Annotated in this window: 14 protein-coding genes; 9 read left to right on the top strand and 5 right to left on the bottom strand. The window is 38.0% G+C overall.

Going from position 1 to position 16,132, the window contains the following annotated elements:
- The first annotated feature begins 56 nt into the window (after positions 1-56).
- From CFS60_RS02060 to CFS60_RS02025, 8 genes are all read left to right on the top strand, one after another.
- Positions 57-1,754, top strand: a complete 1,698-nt coding sequence (locus CFS60_RS02060) for an aryl-sulfate sulfotransferase (RefSeq protein ID WP_088808946.1) — start codon at positions 57-59, stop codon at positions 1,752-1,754.
- Positions 1,755-2,117: 363 nt separating this feature from the next.
- Positions 2,118-3,053, top strand: a complete 936-nt coding sequence (locus CFS60_RS02055; RefSeq protein ID WP_088808945.1) for an ABC transporter ATP-binding protein — start codon at positions 2,118-2,120, stop codon at positions 3,051-3,053.
- Positions 3,046-3,816 carry an ABC transporter permease gene (locus CFS60_RS02050; protein ID WP_088808944.1) on the top strand — a complete coding sequence of 257 codons (771 nt, stop codon included), beginning with the start codon at positions 3,046-3,048 and terminating at the stop codon, positions 3,814-3,816. Before CFS60_RS02055 ends, CFS60_RS02050 begins: the two co-directional genes overlap by 8 nt.
- 299 nt (positions 3,817-4,115) lie before the next feature.
- The gene (locus CFS60_RS02045) at positions 4,116-5,402 is read left to right on the top strand and encodes a toxin Cry1Ac domain D-VI-related protein (protein ID WP_088838763.1); all 1,287 of its coding nucleotides are present in this window, start codon (positions 4,116-4,118) and stop codon (positions 5,400-5,402) included.
- A 593-nt stretch (positions 5,403-5,995) separates the two neighbouring features.
- A complete protein-coding gene (locus tag CFS60_RS14010; RefSeq protein ID WP_240310275.1) occupies positions 5,996-6,382 on the top strand; it encodes a hypothetical protein in 387 nt (128 codons plus the stop codon).
- Entirely contained in the window at positions 6,382-7,617 is a 1,236-nt protein-coding gene (locus CFS60_RS02035) for a lipase (protein ID WP_088838762.1), read from the top strand. Before CFS60_RS14010 ends, CFS60_RS02035 begins: the two co-directional genes overlap by 1 nt.
- A gap of 7 nt (positions 7,618-7,624) precedes the next feature.
- A complete protein-coding gene (locus CFS60_RS02030) occupies positions 7,625-7,945 on the top strand; it encodes a hypothetical protein (protein ID WP_088838761.1) in 321 nt (106 codons plus the stop codon).
- A gap of 12 nt (positions 7,946-7,957) precedes the next feature.
- The gene (locus tag CFS60_RS02025) at positions 7,958-8,221 is read left to right on the top strand and encodes a hypothetical protein (protein WP_088825194.1); all 264 of its coding nucleotides are present in this window, start codon (positions 7,958-7,960) and stop codon (positions 8,219-8,221) included.
- A 175-nt stretch (positions 8,222-8,396) separates the two neighbouring features.
- On the opposite strand, the gene CFS60_RS02020 is transcribed toward CFS60_RS02025, so the two are convergent.
- Positions 8,397-9,572, bottom strand: coding sequence for an MFS transporter (locus tag CFS60_RS02020; protein ID WP_088838760.1), 1,176 nt, complete (start codon positions 9,570-9,572; stop codon positions 8,397-8,399).
- 204 nt (positions 9,573-9,776) lie between these two features.
- Between CFS60_RS02020 and CFS60_RS02015 the strand changes: the two genes are divergently transcribed.
- A complete protein-coding gene (locus CFS60_RS02015; RefSeq protein WP_341864823.1) occupies positions 9,777-10,274 on the top strand; it encodes a PadR family transcriptional regulator in 498 nt (165 codons plus the stop codon).
- A gap of 25 nt (positions 10,275-10,299) precedes the next feature.
- Here the strand turns inward: CFS60_RS02015 and pflA are convergent, their stop codons facing one another.
- From pflA to mutL, 4 genes are all read right to left on the bottom strand, one after another.
- Positions 10,300-11,046, bottom strand: coding sequence for a pyruvate formate-lyase-activating protein (gene pflA, locus CFS60_RS02010; protein WP_088808920.1), 747 nt, complete (start codon positions 11,044-11,046; stop codon positions 10,300-10,302).
- 86 nt (positions 11,047-11,132) lie between these two features.
- Complete coding sequence (pflB, locus tag CFS60_RS02005; protein ID WP_088808919.1) at positions 11,133-13,364, bottom strand: formate C-acetyltransferase; 2,232 nt, start codon at positions 13,362-13,364, stop codon at positions 11,133-11,135.
- Between the two features lie 392 nt (positions 13,365-13,756).
- Positions 13,757-14,317 (bottom strand): glycerol-3-phosphate responsive antiterminator, encoded by a 561-nt coding sequence (locus tag CFS60_RS02000; RefSeq protein ID WP_088808918.1) that lies wholly within the window; start codon positions 14,315-14,317, stop codon positions 13,757-13,759.
- A gap of 10 nt (positions 14,318-14,327) precedes the next feature.
- On the bottom strand, positions 14,328-16,130 hold the full coding sequence (gene mutL / locus CFS60_RS01995; RefSeq protein ID WP_088808917.1) for a DNA mismatch repair endonuclease MutL: 1,803 nt from the start codon (positions 16,128-16,130) through the stop codon (positions 14,328-14,330).
- Positions 16,131-16,132 lie beyond the last annotated feature (2 nt).

Genomic DNA, 16,132 nt, shown 5'->3' with positions numbered 1-16,132 from the left:
AATTTTAAAATCTATACGCTAAGCTAAAAATACTGAAGTGGCAAGGAGGAATTATAATGAGGAAAAAATCGCTTATTTGGACAATTATCATGTTAATAGGGCTAAGTAGCATCGTTTGCGCCTATCTCTTTTCCCAAAGTCTTAAAGCAGAAGCTGATCAAAATGAAGATAAAAAAACAAAATTTAGTTTATCGGTTGCAACTTCAAAAGATGTAGAAGTACTTGATTATAGTAATATCGGAATAAACGCCTATCAAGATATTTTCAATACGGCTAAACAAGCACAAATTGCTCAATTAATTGCAGCAAAAAAAGCAGCAGGTCACTATAAATTCCCTCAAATTTTAGCATTATCAAATCCGTATTTAACGAATACAACGAGTGTATACATATATTTTGAAACTGAGAAAGTCAGTAAAGTAAGTTACCAAATATCTGCAGCAGGTTATCCCGATTTTGCAGGAGAGGCAAATAGTTCAGAAAATGAATACGAAACAAAACATGAATTCCAAGCGATTGGCTTTGTAGCAGGTGTTAAAAATACCATTACCTTAACAGTAACAGATAAGGAGGGAAATGAAACGACAAAAACATTAACCTATACACCTCCAAAATTAGTAAGTAAAGATAAAAACACATTAAAAGTCACTGATGGGACAAGCGAAAAAGCCTTAACAAGCGGTTTGTACACGGTGTTTGGTGATAAAAATGTATCACAAAGAGCCACTTACTTAGTGGATAACGATGGTATCATAAGAGGCGAATATCCCATTCTTTCTTACAACTCTATGCGTTTTGTGTTTGATGAGCAGTCCATGTATTACGGAATTTCAGCAGAAAAAATCGCTCGTATTAATCAGTTAGGGCAAGTTGAACAAGTTTATGATGTAGGAAGCGCGGGCTATAACTTACACCACGACTTTACTTTGGATAAAGAAGGCAATTTATTAGCGCTTGCAACAAGTGAAGAAGCAGAAGAAAAAGACAATTTGGTAGAGGACAGAATTGTTCAAATCAACACTAAAACAGGTAAGGTCAAACAAATTGCTGATTTTAAAGCGTTGCTACCTGATTTATACCAACTGGCAACCGGAATTGAGACTATCACAAGCTATGCAGGTAAATGGGATCCCATTCATTTAAATACAATTCAATATGTTGAAGATGGTAGCATTATTGTTAGCTCACGAGAAACTTCTACAATTATGAAGCTCAGTAATATCGAGGACGCCTTGTCAATCGATTACTTTATTTCAGATGAGAGTGTTTGGAAAGGTGTAGGGAATTATTCTAACTTTGTACTGGAAAAAGAAAGCGATTTTGTTTCACAACTCGGTCAACATTCGGTGACATATGTTGAAGATGCCACATTGGAAGAGGGGCAGTATTATTTATATATGTTTAACAATAATTCAAAAATAATGGATTCCCGAACAAATTTCGATTGGTCGGCATATCCTGATAGCTTCTCTGACCAAAGTACTGATGGTGATTACAGTCGCTATTCTAAATATTTAGTTGACGAGAATAAAGGCACGTATGAACTGGTCGACTCATTAGAAGTCCCGTACTCTGCCTTTGTGAGTAGCGTTCAAGAAATGGGGGATAATCTACTCGTGAATCCAGGCTTACAAGGTATATTTACTGAATATGACAAAAATCATCAAGTTATTCGTACTTATCAATTAAGCGGAAACGGAGTAACCTCTTATCGCGTGTATAAGTATGATTTTAAAGGATTTTATTTTAAATAAACTAAGCAAGCGTATGACTGTCGTTAATCGAGAGTCATACGCTTTTTAGCAATTACTTTTCAGAAAAATACATAAAAAGTGTATAAATTCACTGTATATGTGGTCGTTTAAGACGAAAAATGGGGTTTCTGGGGAAGTTTACGTTTTTGACACTTAATTTGTGATATAGTGAACATGATTCATCAACATCACGGTGAATCAATTTATCATCTTTTGGGATGATGAAAACAAACTCAAAGAGAGCCTTTTGGAAGGGGCTCTTTTTGGGGTTCCATTATTGTAAAATTACGTAAATGATGTGGTATAATAGCAAAGTGCCCAAAACAGGGCGAGCTGTTTAAAATAAGGAGAGATCAACACTAAATGACACATGCACTTGAAATAAAAGACTTAAGAAAAGTATACGCAACTGGCGTAGAAGCTTTACGTGGAATTAATTTAGTTGTAGAAGAAGGTGATTTTTACGCTCTACTAGGTCCAAATGGTGCCGGAAAATCAACAACAATTGGGATTATTACATCACTTGTCAATAAATCATCAGGCAAAGTGAATGTATTCGGTTATGATTTAGATACAGAATTAGTTCGTGCCAAGCAACAAATCGGTCTAGTTCCACAGGAATTCAACTTTAATCCGTTTGAAACGGTGCAACAAATTGTCGTAAACCAAGCTGGTTACTACGGAGTTTCCCGCAAAGAAGCGCTTAAACGCAGTGAAAAATATTTAAAACAATCCGATTTATGGGAAAAACGCAATGTACGCGCCCGTATGTTATCAGGTGGTATGAAACGTCGCCTAATGATTGCCCGTGCACTCATGCATGAGCCTCGCTTGCTTATTTTAGATGAACCAACTGCCGGTGTGGATATCGAACTTCGACGTGAGATGTGGAAGTTCCTGAAAGAGCTGAACGAGCAGGGAACAACGATTATTTTAACGACACACTATTTGGAAGAAGCAGAGATGCTTTGCCGTAACATCGGGATCATTCAGACAGGCGAACTAATCGAGAACACCAGCATGAAATCGCTACTCGCGAAACTCCAATTTGAAACGTTCCTTTTTGATCTGGCACCTTATGATAAAAAGCCTGAAATTGCTGGCTATAAAAGTTTTTTCGAAGACGAGTTAACACTCGCTGTTGAAGTGGAACGCAATCAAGGAATCAACGAAATATTTGAACAGCTCTCGAAACAAGGGATAAATGTTCTTTCGATGCGAAATAAATCCAATCGCTTGGAAGAACTGTTTTTGAAAATCACAGAAGAAGAGCACCGAGTGGAGGAGAAACATGTTTAATCTATATTATACAGCCTTAAAAAGCTTAGCCGTAAAAGAAACGAACCGTTATATGCGTATTTGGGTGCAAACCTTAGTACCACCAGTCATTACGACATCGCTTTACTTTGTCATTTTCGGCAATTTAATCGGTGGAAGAATCGGGGAGATGGGGGGATTCTCCTACATGGAATTTATCGTGCCTGGCCTAATCATGATGTCAGCCATCACAAGTTCCTATTCAAACGTGTCATCTTCCTTTTTCTCACAAAAATTTCAAAAAAATATTGAAGAATTGCTAATCGCGCCAGTGCCCACACATGTTATCATTTGGGGCTTTGTTATTGGCGGCTTAGGGCGAAGCATCCTTGTGAGCGCACTCGTTACCATGATTTCCCTTTTCTTCGTACCTTTACAAGTGTATTCTTGGTCTATTATTATCATTTCACTTCTGATGACGGTTATTTTATTCTCATTGGCAGGCTTATTAAATGGTATTTTCGCTCAATCTTTTGATGATGTATCTATTGTACCAACCTTCGTCTTGCAGCCATTAACATATCTTGGCGGGGTATTTTATTCCGTTGCTATGCTACCACCGTTTTGGCAAGCAGTTTCAAAAATCAATCCCATTGTTTACATGATTTCAGGATTTAGATATGGTTTTCTTGGAAAAACCGATGTATCACTTTGGGTTTCAGTGGGCATTCTTGTGCTCTTTATCGCCGTACTTTACTCGATTTGCTGGTATTTGATTGAAAAAGGGCGCGGGTTGCGAAGTTAAACAATTTGGAGCATCTAGAAAAGCAATTCTAGATGCTCTTTATTAATTCATGTGTAAAACACCCATTTTTATACCTAATTAATGTGCAATTTTCGTATTTTGTTCACAGCTTTTACGATATAAAATATGCTATTATATAAGTATTCACCAGGCGTTGCAAGACAGTTACCAACTCATTTCTGTCACGAAAAACCGACTTCTTACATTAGAAGTCGGTTTTTCTATTGTTACATTAAATAATTTGTTTTATTTATAAGTATTAGTGGAATAATTTACATATTAGGCGAGGAGTTGAAAGAATGAAGGGGAAGAAGATAATCTGGTTCGTTGTTAGCGGCTTTTTGATGCTAGTTGTTTTAGTTTCAGTCGTATTAGTAAAACATCAAGAAGCTGTGCAGGCAGTAGAAGAAAAAGAAGAGGCAAGAAAAGTGGCATTGGAGCAAGAAATGGCATTAGAAAAAAATGCGACTTCTGCAGTGGAACGCTTATTTGCATCTGAAACTGAAGAATTATTGAGTGACACGTATTCCGAAGATCTTAAAACGAAGGCTGAACAACTTGTGCAACAATTGGCTAATAAAAAAATGAAAGCCAATTTAAAAGGAAAATTAACTCGCGTAGATAAGTTTGTCAGCCAGATTTCTGCAAACCAATTGAAAGTGAATGCGTTATTTTCAAATGAGCAGAAGAAAACATTAGCGCAAAATGTAACTCGTGAAGACATTAATAGTGTGAAAAAAGCTGTGACTAATGGGACTTTACAGACTAAATCAAAAAAAGAACAGCTGGCAGATGTACAAAAAGCGTATGATTTACTTATTCGGAACGAAGAATTGCAAAAAGCAGCTACAAGTAGTTCAGCTGAAAGCCAGGTAGACAAAAATTCGAATGATGTTCAATCTTCGGCCAAAGAGTCTGCTACAAGTGTCCAAGAAAGTCCGGAATCGAAATCAAGTAAATCGAATTCCAATAATTCTTCCGGTGCACCATCAGCATCAAGCACGAACATACCGAGTGTTGCAAAAATGAAGCTTGCTTCACAAACGAATCAGATTATTACTGTCGTAGCCAGTGGAACGAGTGCAAATGTGAAATTTTGGGAAAAATCAGGCGAAACATGGAAGCAAGTATTTTCTACTTATGGCCAAGTCGGTTCGCAAGGCGTTGGTTCTGCGGATGAATACCATAGCAGGACACCTAAAGGGGCTTACTCCCTTGGTTTTGCTTTTGGAACAAGCAATCCGGGTACATCTTTAGCATTCAGACAAATTACCAATCAAAGTTACTGGATTTCAAATGTAAAGGATAATCAGTACAACACTTGGCAAGAACGAAATTCATCTAGCAATGCTGATGAACATATGGCAAGCTATCCGGCGCAATATCGTTATGGCGTTGTGATTAACTATAATACAAGCCGAACAAAAGGCGCAGGATCAGGTTTTTTCTTGCATTGTAGCAATGGTGCGCCAACTGCTGGCTGTGTCGCTATACCAACAAGTCAAATGGCAACAGTTTTACAAAAATTGCATAGCGGCGCTTATATCGTAAACGTAACTAGTGAGCAAGAATTATTGCAGTATTGAAGTACAAATTTATTTTTACTTTTTAATCAAATAAGATGTTCAGCATGACTTATCATATAGGCTTGGAGTGGTGTGTCATTTTCAGGTAATGAAAAAAGATAACCATTCCAAGCTTTTAATATCAAGTTTTCTAGTTTACATAATATATAACTTGAGAAAATTTTTATAAAGAATTTATTTTAGATTAGTTCAACTAAGAACTAATCTTTTTTGGAGGTGAAAATCATGCATCTTAGTCAAACGCATGATTTTCTTTCTTGCGCTTTGAGGATTTTCGTTGAATGGATTATAATACGTCGAGCGATTCGCCTGTAAAACTTTGCACAATCAATGGTTGAAGCAAAGAAATCACCTTTAATCGTTGTTAGAGTGTGGAGTGAATATGGCAATCGTTATTTTAGATTAGTTTTTCCTCCTCTAGTTGAGCATACCTTTTCCAATGCATTTTTAGTATATATCTAGTTTTGCCTATTGGCTTTCATGTGCACATAATTAAATGAAAACTACACAATATATCCATATCATTTTATGGATATTTGTGGTAAATTAAAAATATAGTTATATAAATACATATATTAAAAGGCGGGAGTTTGTTGAAAAAAAAATGGTGGTGGCTATTAGGCATAGTTATTGTAATTGTTATAGGATTAGTTGGAGGGAAAATGTATATGGATAATCAGAAAGAACAAAAAACATTGGAAGTAGAAAAGCAATCAATTGAAGTTTTGAAAAATACTTTTGTAGATGTAGCAAAAGTGAAAATCGAACGAACAGGGTATAATAATATGACAGGTTCTTATCGAATGGTCGTAACAATGACCAACAAACAAGGACAATCAGCATATTTTTCATATGGTTTTGTAGAAAATGATGATGAATTAGGTAGTTATGGCTTGGTTGATGAAAATGTACAGAAAAAAGGGATGACTTCAACTAAAATAAGAGCAATATTTTCTGACGGGACGGAGGAAGATATTTAATGATAAGTGATAAGCAATACAAAGGTTTAAGTGATTCAGTATATTGGCTAGACCCCGAGCATGAGAACTATGCGCCTGATATGAAGCAAGGGAATGCGTTTGACTATAAAGGGTCTACATATAAAATCTTAAAAACAGAGGATAATCAAAAAAATGGCATGCAAGCAATGGCAGTATCACCTGTTGATAAGAATGGAAATATAGATACAACAGAAGTCGTGATTGCTTATGCAGGAACAAATTTTTCCGATGAGTTAGATCGAAATACAGATTTAGAAACGGTTATAAAAGGGGAGGAAAAATTAGATCAAGACCCATTAAATCCTTTTAAGAATAAAGAGGTTGATGGGCAGGCGATAACCGCACGGGAATTTGCTGATGGTGTGAAAGCTGACTATCCCAATGCAAAAATCACGACTACTGGACATTCATTAGGGGAATATTTGGCTTTGACTGTAGCTGCTGAAAATAAGTGGCAAAATGTAGGGGTTAATGGACCAGACCCGTCGAATATTTTATCAGATGAGGCGAAAATGTGGATTGAAGAAAATCCGGGCATGTTAACGAATTATCGTAATCGTGCAGATACGATTGGAAATTATGGGAGCAATGGGACAGGTGCGGAAATTAAGGTGAGCATGGAAATGGGGGCACGTCTTAACCCTATAGATTATCATCAATTAAGTAACTGGAAGTTTGACAAGGATGGTAAGTTGAAAATACCAAATAATGAATACAATAAAGAAGCTATTATCCAACAAGCCGAGCGATATGTTATGGCAGAATATACTGCAAAGTTATATGCAATTGAAGTAATGCGAAAGAAATTTCAAGCAAGTGGCGAAGCAATCTCCGCGAATGAACAAATCTATTTAGATGATAGCCAATCGCTAGCTGTTGTAGAAACTTCGGTTGCAGAGTTTAGGACAGTTACAAGCAATGTGATTAAGGTTTATCAAGACGCTATGGATGAAGCTGAAAATCTGTGGAAAGAAACTTTGCGGCAATCCCGTCAAATGGCAGATTTATTAACTGAAAGTGAAATTTTGGAAGAATTATCAAATGTAGGTTGTACAGAACAGAAATTGGTCATTGAACCCTGTGAAAAATATCAAAGGAAAATTGAAAAGGTAAAAAAAATGGGAGTTAAATTTGATAAATTAGCCGAGGAAATCAAGGTGAGCATTGAAACATTACTGCAAAAAGATTACGAATTAGCACAACAGTTGGGGTGAAAAATGAATGAAAACAGAAGAAGAACTCCGAGGCGTCTATCGTTCTAAAAGACAAGAATTGGAAGAACAATTGAACGCTATATATCAATTTCGACAAAAGGGAGAAAAAATAGCGCAACAAACCTATGAAGAGATTAGTTACCATGTTCGTCAAAGAGAAGAGGACTATACAGAAGTTTTAGGGATTGCTCGTCAAGAAATTGAATATTTAGAAACCGCATTTCAAGAAGGACTGCGATTAAAAGAACGGGAAGTCGGACAAAAAGAAGAAGCGAATGAGGAACACTTTCGAAATGAACTACAGCGTTTAGAGAGAAGTAAAAAATGAGGTGATAGAAGAATGTTTGAAGCGTTAGATGACATGTTGAAAGAATACCAGAAAAACAATCAAAAAATACAGGTTCGAACAACAGGGATAATGAGTGCTAAAGCAGGTAAGTCAGCTGAAAAAGAAGTGCAGAAAAAAGGGAAAGAAGAAATAAAAATAGCTAAAGCATCTGTTTCAAAAACCAATAATCATTTGCGGGATTCAATCAAAGGGCATTTTGGAAAAAAAGTAACAGATGTATTAGAAAAACAAGAAACCGCACTAGAAGATTTCTAAGAGTGAGAGATTTTCAATTAAGACCTAATAAAAAATAAAATTCTTGAAGCAGGACGAGAGAATACCTTTTGTCTTGCTAATAAAAATATTTTCTAGTTTACATAATATATATTATAGGAAGTATAGAATTATTGTAAACAAAAACGCCTTCTAAAAAGAAAACGTTTTTTACTGTTTATTCCATTGCTTCAACGGCATGTTCTACAGGTTGTACTTTCAAAAATAAAATGCCCATGCCAACAATTGCTAAGACGGCAGCAATTAAAAATGGATAACTTGTTCCGAATGCTTCGCTAATGATGCCTGAACATAGCGGCGCAAATGCAGCGCCTAACCAGCGAATAAAATTATATGCACCACTTGTTACGCTACGTGCATATGGTGAATGTTCTATAACGGTTGTGGTAAACAATGCGTTGTTTATTCCTAAAATTAAGCCTGAGATGACGATTAAGACGATTCTAACCCATAGAATGTTAATAAGGCCTAATAAAATTAAAATGATCGCACAGGCTATTAATGTGAACTTTAATATGGTTTTAGAGTTGTATTTGGATTCTAAATCGTGCGCAACTTTGGCGGAGCCAAATGCAAGGCCTAAACCCCAGGCGAAAAAGACAAAACCAATTTTGATTGCAGATAATCCAAGGACAAGTGGTGAAAAAGCGAGAATCGTAAAGAAACAATAATAATAGAACATCCCACTTAACGAAATTTGTAGGAATGGTTTATAGGTAAACAAATGCAACATTTGCTTAATTGGAACTTGCTTTTTATCCACCGTGGCTGTAGTGTTTTTTGGCGCTTTTACTTTAAATAAAATGAGTAAACACGCAATGAAAATTAAAATAGCAGTTGCTAAAAACGGATAACGCCATGAAAGATTCCCTAAAACACCACCAAGCAATGGACCAAATGCCATTCCGAGCCCCATCGCCGATTCATATAAGCCAATGGCGTGTGAGGTTGTATGAGAAAGTGAAATTAAAAGCGTCATAGCGGTCGCTAGAAACATCGAATTTCCGAATCCCCACCCTGCCCTAAAAATGGATAAAGCACCAATGCTATTTGAAAAACTACATAAGAGTGCAAAAATTGTTACTAAGAAAAGACCACCAACTATGAGCTTCTTATCTCCTACTTTACTGGCAATAATCCCGATTGGAATCATCATGATGGCCATTGTGAAAATATAGGCTGTAAACAGCATTTCAACTTGTGAATGTGTGGCACCAATACTTGAAGCGATACTCGGTAAAATTGGATCGACAATGCCGATCCCCATGAAGGCAAGTAGCGAAGCCGCAAAAGTAATCCACTTACCAGTATTTTTCTGTTGTTCAGTTAACATGTTCGTTCAACTTCTTTCTATTTTTTTCGACTTTATTAGTGTATCGCTATTTTATTTATATGTCAATATTTACATATGTTATTTTTGGCGAATTCTTTGCACAAATCTGCGAAATAGATTACAATGAGCAAGAAGAAAGCTACGAGAAAGGAAGTAAATTTTGTGAAGTCAAATATTAATTTGCTCGGCTATACTTTGCTTGAGATGATTGCCCGTGAAGCTTCAAGCGGCTATGACCTCGCTAATCGCCTGCGCATCATGCAAAATACAAATCACAGTCAGATTTACCCAATGCTCGCAAGGCTCGAAGATGAAGGCTATTTGACCGTTCACACGCAGCTGCAAGAAGGTAAACCAAATAAAAAGATTTACGCCATCACAGAAAACGGCATTTTTTTATTAAAAGAATGGTCCGAAACGGCACTTAAAATACCAGTGACGCGTGATGAATTTATTATTAAACTGCAACTGGATTGGCTGAACCCTGAACGAACGGCAATTCTTTTAGAAGAACGCATGACCTATTTAGAGGGCCAACTGCGATTGACAGAAGATAGTTTAGTCCATTTCGAGCAACTTTTAGGATTAGCCACAAAAAATGATTTTGTAAATAACATGTCCTACCAAATTTATTTGCGAAAACGCGACTTAATTCGCGCTGAAATCGATTGGTGCCGGGATATTTTAAAACATAAAAAATAAGCCTCCTATAGCGAAGGCTTATTTTTTATGCGTATGTGGCCGTTTTTAAAATCTCATTGGCCATTTTAATCGTTTCCTCATCAGGTGGTTCAATTCCTTCAAGCGGATAACGAATACCAAGTTCTTTCCATTTATAGACGCCCATCGTGTGATATGCCAACACTTCAACGCGTTTTACGTTTGGCAACGTATCGATAAAGTCGCGTAAAGAAGTTAAATCAGCAGGATCATCTGTTTTTGTTGGGATTAAGACGTGGCGCACCCATATGGGTTGATTTTTATCGCGTAAATAATGTGCAAAATCTAAAATGGGGGCATTGGATTTCGTTGTAAGTTTTAAGTGCTTCTCAGGATTCATTTGTTTGATGTCAAGCAAGATTAAATCGGTCACTTCCATGAGCCGGTCTAACTTTTCAATGAATTCGGGTTCTCGTGTGAAACAACCACCACAACTATCGATGGTCGTATGAATCCCAGCTTTTTTACATAAAGTAAAGAACTCAATCAAGAAATCAATTTGCAGAAGTGGTTCACCACCACTCACAGTAACACCGCCGTCTGAAGCCTCCCAAAATTCACGGTATTTAATGGCCTCATCAAACACGTCTTGTGCGGAACGTTCTGTGCCTGTGCCAATTTTCCAAGTATCGGGGTTGTGACAGAACTGGCAACGCAGCAAACACCCCTGCATAAAAACAATAAAACGGATTCCCGGACCGTCAACCGTCCCCATTGATTCAACTGAATGTACGCGTCCCATTACTTCTGACATTACTAACCTCTTCCTTTCGATTGGCTTTAAAAAGGGGGATGCTGCTTCTCGCCTAGCATCCCCTTTTTTGAAATCTAATGTTTTAATTACATGCTTTCGTGCATTGTACGGTGGATAACGTCTAGTTGTTGTTCACGAGTAAGTTTGATGAAGTTAACTGCGTATCCAGAAACACGAATGGTTAATTGCGGATATTTTTCTGGGTGATCCATTGCATCCATTAACGTATCACGATTGAATACGTTGATGTTTAAATGATGCCCCATTTTACTAGAATAACCGTCTAACATCGCAACTAAGTTATTAATTTGAGATTCATCTTCGCGACCTAGTGCTTTTGGTACGATAGAGAATGTGTTAGAAATACCATCTTGACCATATTCATATGGTAATTTTGCTACGGAAGAAAGGGAAGCAAGTGCTCCTTTAGTGTCGCGTCCGTGCATTGGGTTCGCACCAGGTGCAAATGGTTCGCCAGCACGACGTCCGTCTGGTGTATTACCAGTTTTCTTACCATAAACAACGTTCGAAGTGATTGTAAGAACAGAAGTTGTATGAACAGAATCACGGTAAGTTTTGTGTTTTTTAACTTTTGTCATGAAGCGTTTTAGTAAGTCAACTGCAATTTCATCTACACGGTCATCATTGTTACCATATTTAGGGTATTCACCTTCGATTTGGTAATCTGTCACGATACCATCTTCGTCACGAATTGGCGTTACTTTAGCATATTTAATTGCAGAAAGTGAGTCAGCTGCAACAGATAAGCCGGCAATACCAGTTGCCATTGTACGTAAGACATGTGTATCATGTAAGGCCATTTCAATGCGTTCATAAGAATATTTGTCATGCATATAGTGAATAACATTTAATGTATTAAGGTAAAGTTCTGCAATCCATTCCATCATCGCATCATATTTTTCCATTACTTCGTCGTATTCAAGAACATCGCTCTCGATTGGACGGAAAGCTGGGCCAACTTGTGCTTTTGATTTTTCATCAACGCCACCGTTAATTGCGTATAGCAATGTTTTCGCTAAGTTCGCACGAGCGCCAAAGAATTGCATTTGTTTACCAACACGCATGGCAGATACACAACATGCGATTGCATAGTCGTCGCCCCATTTAGGACGCATAACATCGTCATTTTCATATTGAATAGCAGATGTTTTAATCGACATTTTTGCACAGAATTTTTTAAATCCTGATGGAAGTTCAGTAGACCAAAGTACAGTTAAGTTTGGTTCTGGAGCTGGTCCTAAGTTGTCTAATGTATGCAAGAAACGGAAAGAGTTTTTCGTTACAAGCGGTAAACCATCTTCGCTAATTCCGGCGATGGATTCAGTTACCCAAGTAGGGTCTCCAGAGAATAAGTCATTATAGTCAGGTGTACGAGCAAATTTAACAAGACGAAGTTTCATGATGAAGTGATCCACAATTTCTTGTGCTTCTTCTTCAGTAAGAACGCCGTTGCGCAAATCACGCTCTACATAGATGTCTAGGAATGTAGAAGTACGTCCTAAACTCATTGCCGCACCATTTTGTTCTTTAATTGCTGCTAGATAGCCCAAGTATAACCATTGGAACGCTTCTTGAGCAGTTTTTGCTGGCTTAGAAATATCAAAACCGTGTTTTTCCCCTAAAACTTTAAGTTCTTGAAGAGCACGAATTTGTTCGTTGATTTCTTCGCGTAAACGAATGATATCATCGCTCATAGTGCGAAGACCTGTGTTATTTAAATCTTGTTTCTTTTGGCTAATTAAGTAGTCAACGCCGTAAAGAGCTACGCGACGATAGTCCCCGATAATACGACCACGGCCATAAGCATCTGGTAAACCAGTAATAACCCCAGATTTACGAGCAGCACGCATTTCAGCAGTGTAAGCATCAAATACACCTTGGTTATGTGTTTTACGATATTCTGAGAAAATATGGCTGATTTCTTCATCAACTTTAAAGCCATAAGATTCTGCAGCTACTTCCGCCATACGGATACCACCGAATGGTTGTAAACCACGTTTAAATGGTTTGTCCGTTTGGAAACCAACAACTTTTTCTAAGTCTTTGTTTAAGTATCCTGGGTCATGTGAAGTGATGGTCGATACGATTTTTGTATCCATATCCAAAACGCCGCCGTTTTCACGTTCTTGCTTTGTTAAGTCCATAACTTGATCCCATAACTTGTTTGTTGCGTCTGTTGGGCCAACTAAAAAGCTGTCGTCCCCTTCATATAAGCGATAGTTTTTCAAAATGAAATCTCGTACGTCTACTTCTTCTTGCCAGTTACCACCAGTAAATTCATACCATTGTTCAGTCATTATGGAAACCCTCCTGTTATTTTGCTCATCTTCGAGCGTTTGTTAGTGAGCAAAGTTAGTTATATTTATACTGTTATCATAACATAAAATAAAAAAAATGCTACAGTTTTGCGCATCTTTTTTCAATCTTTTCTATTACATTTATGTTACATAATGCACAAATGGCTTTATTATCGCTTGTTTTAAAGGTGTTTTAACTTTAGTGGAAAAAAATATTTTTATTTTAAAAATGATTTTAATTTGCCTGTATTAGTAAAAAGCACCATTTTTGTTATAGTACAGTTTTAGAAACCGCTTTCTGTTTCATATAATTGTTTTTCATGAAAACAACTACAGACTGATGACGAGGTAAAGCTTCCCTTTGTCATCAGTCTGATACGATACGCATTAGTTTAGAGTTGTTTCGTCCATAATTCTTTATTAGAAGTTGTAATTGCAGTCGCGCCAGCAGCTAAGACGGCATCAATTTGGCTTTGCCGTTCAATCAATCCGCCAGCAATAATGGGAATTTGAAGCTTTTCATGCATGTTTGCAATTTGTTCAGGTAAAATCCCTGGCAAAAGTTCAATCGCATCAGGCTGCACTTTTTCAACCAATTTCATGCCTTTTTGGTAGGCGCTTGAATCAATCATGAATAAACGCTGAATGGCCAGGACTTTATGTTGTTTGGCCTTTAAAATGACATTTCCACGTGTGGAAATAATGCCATCTGGACGAATTTGCTGGCAAATAAAATCAACCGCATAGTCATCATTCTTCAAACCATTAATTAAATCCGCATGGAGCAATACTTTTTTTCCCGTAGACTTCGCAAAATCAACGAGTGATTTCACTTGTGCCACATGTGTTTCAAGCATTACCATATACTGCACAGATTGCTCAGCGATTTTTTCAATATCGCGTTGATGATGAGCAGCCGGAATAATTTTTTGTCCGCCAAATAATTCCTTCACATTGTTCTCCTTACATGACCCGCTTAAACATTTTTTCAAGCTCATAGGTCGTATATTTAATAATAACAGGTCTCCCGTGCGGACAAGTAAACGGATCACTAGCCTCGCGGAGCGTATCAAGCAGTGCTTCCATATCAGCGGTCGTCAAATAGTGATTCGCCTTGATGGATTTTTTACAACTCATCATAATCGCAGTGTCTTCACGGAGCTTATGAATGCTAATGTTTGGAGCATGGAGCGCCTCATCCACAATTGCCCGAAGCGTCTCCTCCTCTTCTCCTTTTGGAAACCAGGTTGGATGAGCGCGAATAATAAAGCTATTTTGGCCGAAAGACTCTAAGAAAACGCCGACTTCTTTAAGCCGCTCCGTTTCAGCACTTAGACGAATGTATTCATCATTGGAAAATTCTAAGACAATCGGGACGAGCAATTCTTGTAGCTCGCGTTCCACCTCACCAATTTTCTCACGGAAAAATTCGTACTTAATGCGTTCTTGCGCCGCATGTTGATCGATGATAAAGAGCCCCTCTTCGTTTTGCGCCAAAATGTACGTCGCATGCATTTGCCCAATCGGATACATTTTTGGAATGCGCTCCTTCTTTTCTTCTGGCACAGGGGCCGCGTCCGTTACGTACTCTTCAGGCGGTTCTTTTAAAATCGAATCCCAATTCTCAACACCTTTTTCTTCAGGAATAAAGTCTGGGACATTTGGCTTTTCAAACAAAGTGGGTGGTTCTTGGCGCTTCGGTTCGCTTTCTGCTTCAAAGTCAATCTGCGTTTGTTCCGAAATGAGCTTCTCGCGTTTGGACACGCTCCCGTCTGGAATGAGCTGTAGCTTATGAAAAGCTTCTTTGATGGCCGCTGTAATCAGCTGACCGAGTTCCTTTTCTTTGCTTAGGCGGACTTCCAATTTTGCGGGGTGCACATTGACGTCAATGATAATCGGATCCATTTCAATTTGCAAAACAATAATCGGAAAACGCCCAATTGGCAATAGCGTATGGTAGCCTTCCTGAATGGCTTTCACAAGTGCGAAATTTTTAATGAAACGTCCGTTAATTATCGTTGAAATATAATTGCGATTCGAGCGATTGACTTCCGGTAAAACCCCGTACCCGCTCACTTTAAAGTCGAGTGATTCAGCAGAAATCGGCACAGTTTTCTTGGCAATTTGCACGCCATAAATCGCCGCAATGACTTGGCGTAAATCATTATTGCCGCTCGTATTTAAAAGTGGCTTGCCATTATGACTCAGGCGGAAACTAATTTCAGGATGCGCAAGCGCTAGACGGTTGACAACATCTGTAATGTTTCCGAGTTCAGTTGGCAAACTTTTTAAATATTTTAAGCGCGCTGGCGTATTGTAGAAAAGATCGCTTACTTCAATTTGCGTCCCGCGCCTTGCCGAATCACTATGCTTTTCTTTTTCGCGACCACCTTCGATGACAATTTTTGTCCCAGTTTCCCCCGTTGAAGTTGTCATTTCAACGCGAGCCACAGAAGCGATACTCGGAAGAGCTTCTCCTCTAAACCCTAGCGTGTGCACACGGAATAAATCATTTTCGTTTTTTATTTTGCTCGTTGCATGGCGCAAAAAGGCTGTTGAAACGTCTTCTGGATCAATGCCTGCGCCGTTATCGATGACCGTCATTTTTGTCAGACCAGCTTCTTCTATTAAGATGTCAATGACAGTGCTTCCCGCATCAATCGCGTTTTCTACGAGTTCCTTGATGACCGAAGCAGGTCGTTCAACCACTTCACCTGCAGCAATTTTGTTCGATAGGTCGTCTGTTAATTCAATAATTTTGGCCATAA

The organism is Listeria sp. ILCC792, assembly GCF_900186135.1.
GTDB classification, from domain to species: domain Bacteria; phylum Bacillota; class Bacilli; order Lactobacillales; family Listeriaceae; genus Listeria; species Listeria goaensis.
Note: the sequence above shows the minus strand (reverse complement) of the source record. Positions and strands in the feature narration are given on the sequence as shown.

What these genes read in the sequence shown, in the direction of transcription:
- CFS60_RS02030 (WP_088838761.1), top strand. Translation starts at nt 7,625, where the DNA reads ATGAAAACAGAAGAAGAACTCCGAGGCGTCTATCGTTCTAAAAGACAA.
- mutL (WP_088808917.1), bottom strand. Translation starts at nt 16,130, where the DNA reads ATGGCCAAAATTATTGAATTAACAGACGACCTATCGAACAAAATTGCT.
- CFS60_RS02045 (WP_088838763.1), top strand. Translation starts at nt 4,116, where the DNA reads ATGAAGGGGAAGAAGATAATCTGGTTCGTTGTTAGCGGCTTTTTGATG.
- pflA (WP_088808920.1), bottom strand. Translation starts at nt 11,046, where the DNA reads ATGTCAGAAGTAATGGGACGCGTACATTCAGTTGAATCAATGGGGACG.
- CFS60_RS02020 (WP_088838760.1), bottom strand. Translation starts at nt 9,572, where the DNA reads ATGTTAACTGAACAACAGAAAAATACTGGTAAGTGGATTACTTTTGCG.
- CFS60_RS02035 (WP_088838762.1), top strand. Translation starts at nt 6,382, where the DNA reads ATGATAAGTGATAAGCAATACAAAGGTTTAAGTGATTCAGTATATTGG.
- CFS60_RS02050 (WP_088808944.1), top strand. Translation starts at nt 3,046, where the DNA reads ATGTTTAATCTATATTATACAGCCTTAAAAAGCTTAGCCGTAAAAGAA.
- CFS60_RS02055 (WP_088808945.1), top strand. Translation starts at nt 2,118, where the DNA reads ATGACACATGCACTTGAAATAAAAGACTTAAGAAAAGTATACGCAACT.
- CFS60_RS02060 (WP_088808946.1), top strand. Translation starts at nt 57, where the DNA reads ATGAGGAAAAAATCGCTTATTTGGACAATTATCATGTTAATAGGGCTA.
- CFS60_RS02025 (WP_088825194.1), top strand. Translation starts at nt 7,958, where the DNA reads ATGTTTGAAGCGTTAGATGACATGTTGAAAGAATACCAGAAAAACAAT.
- CFS60_RS02015 (WP_341864823.1), top strand. Translation starts at nt 9,777, where the DNA reads ATGATTGCCCGTGAAGCTTCAAGCGGCTATGACCTCGCTAATCGCCTG.
- pflB (WP_088808919.1), bottom strand. Translation starts at nt 13,364, where the DNA reads ATGACTGAACAATGGTATGAATTTACTGGTGGTAACTGGCAAGAAGAA.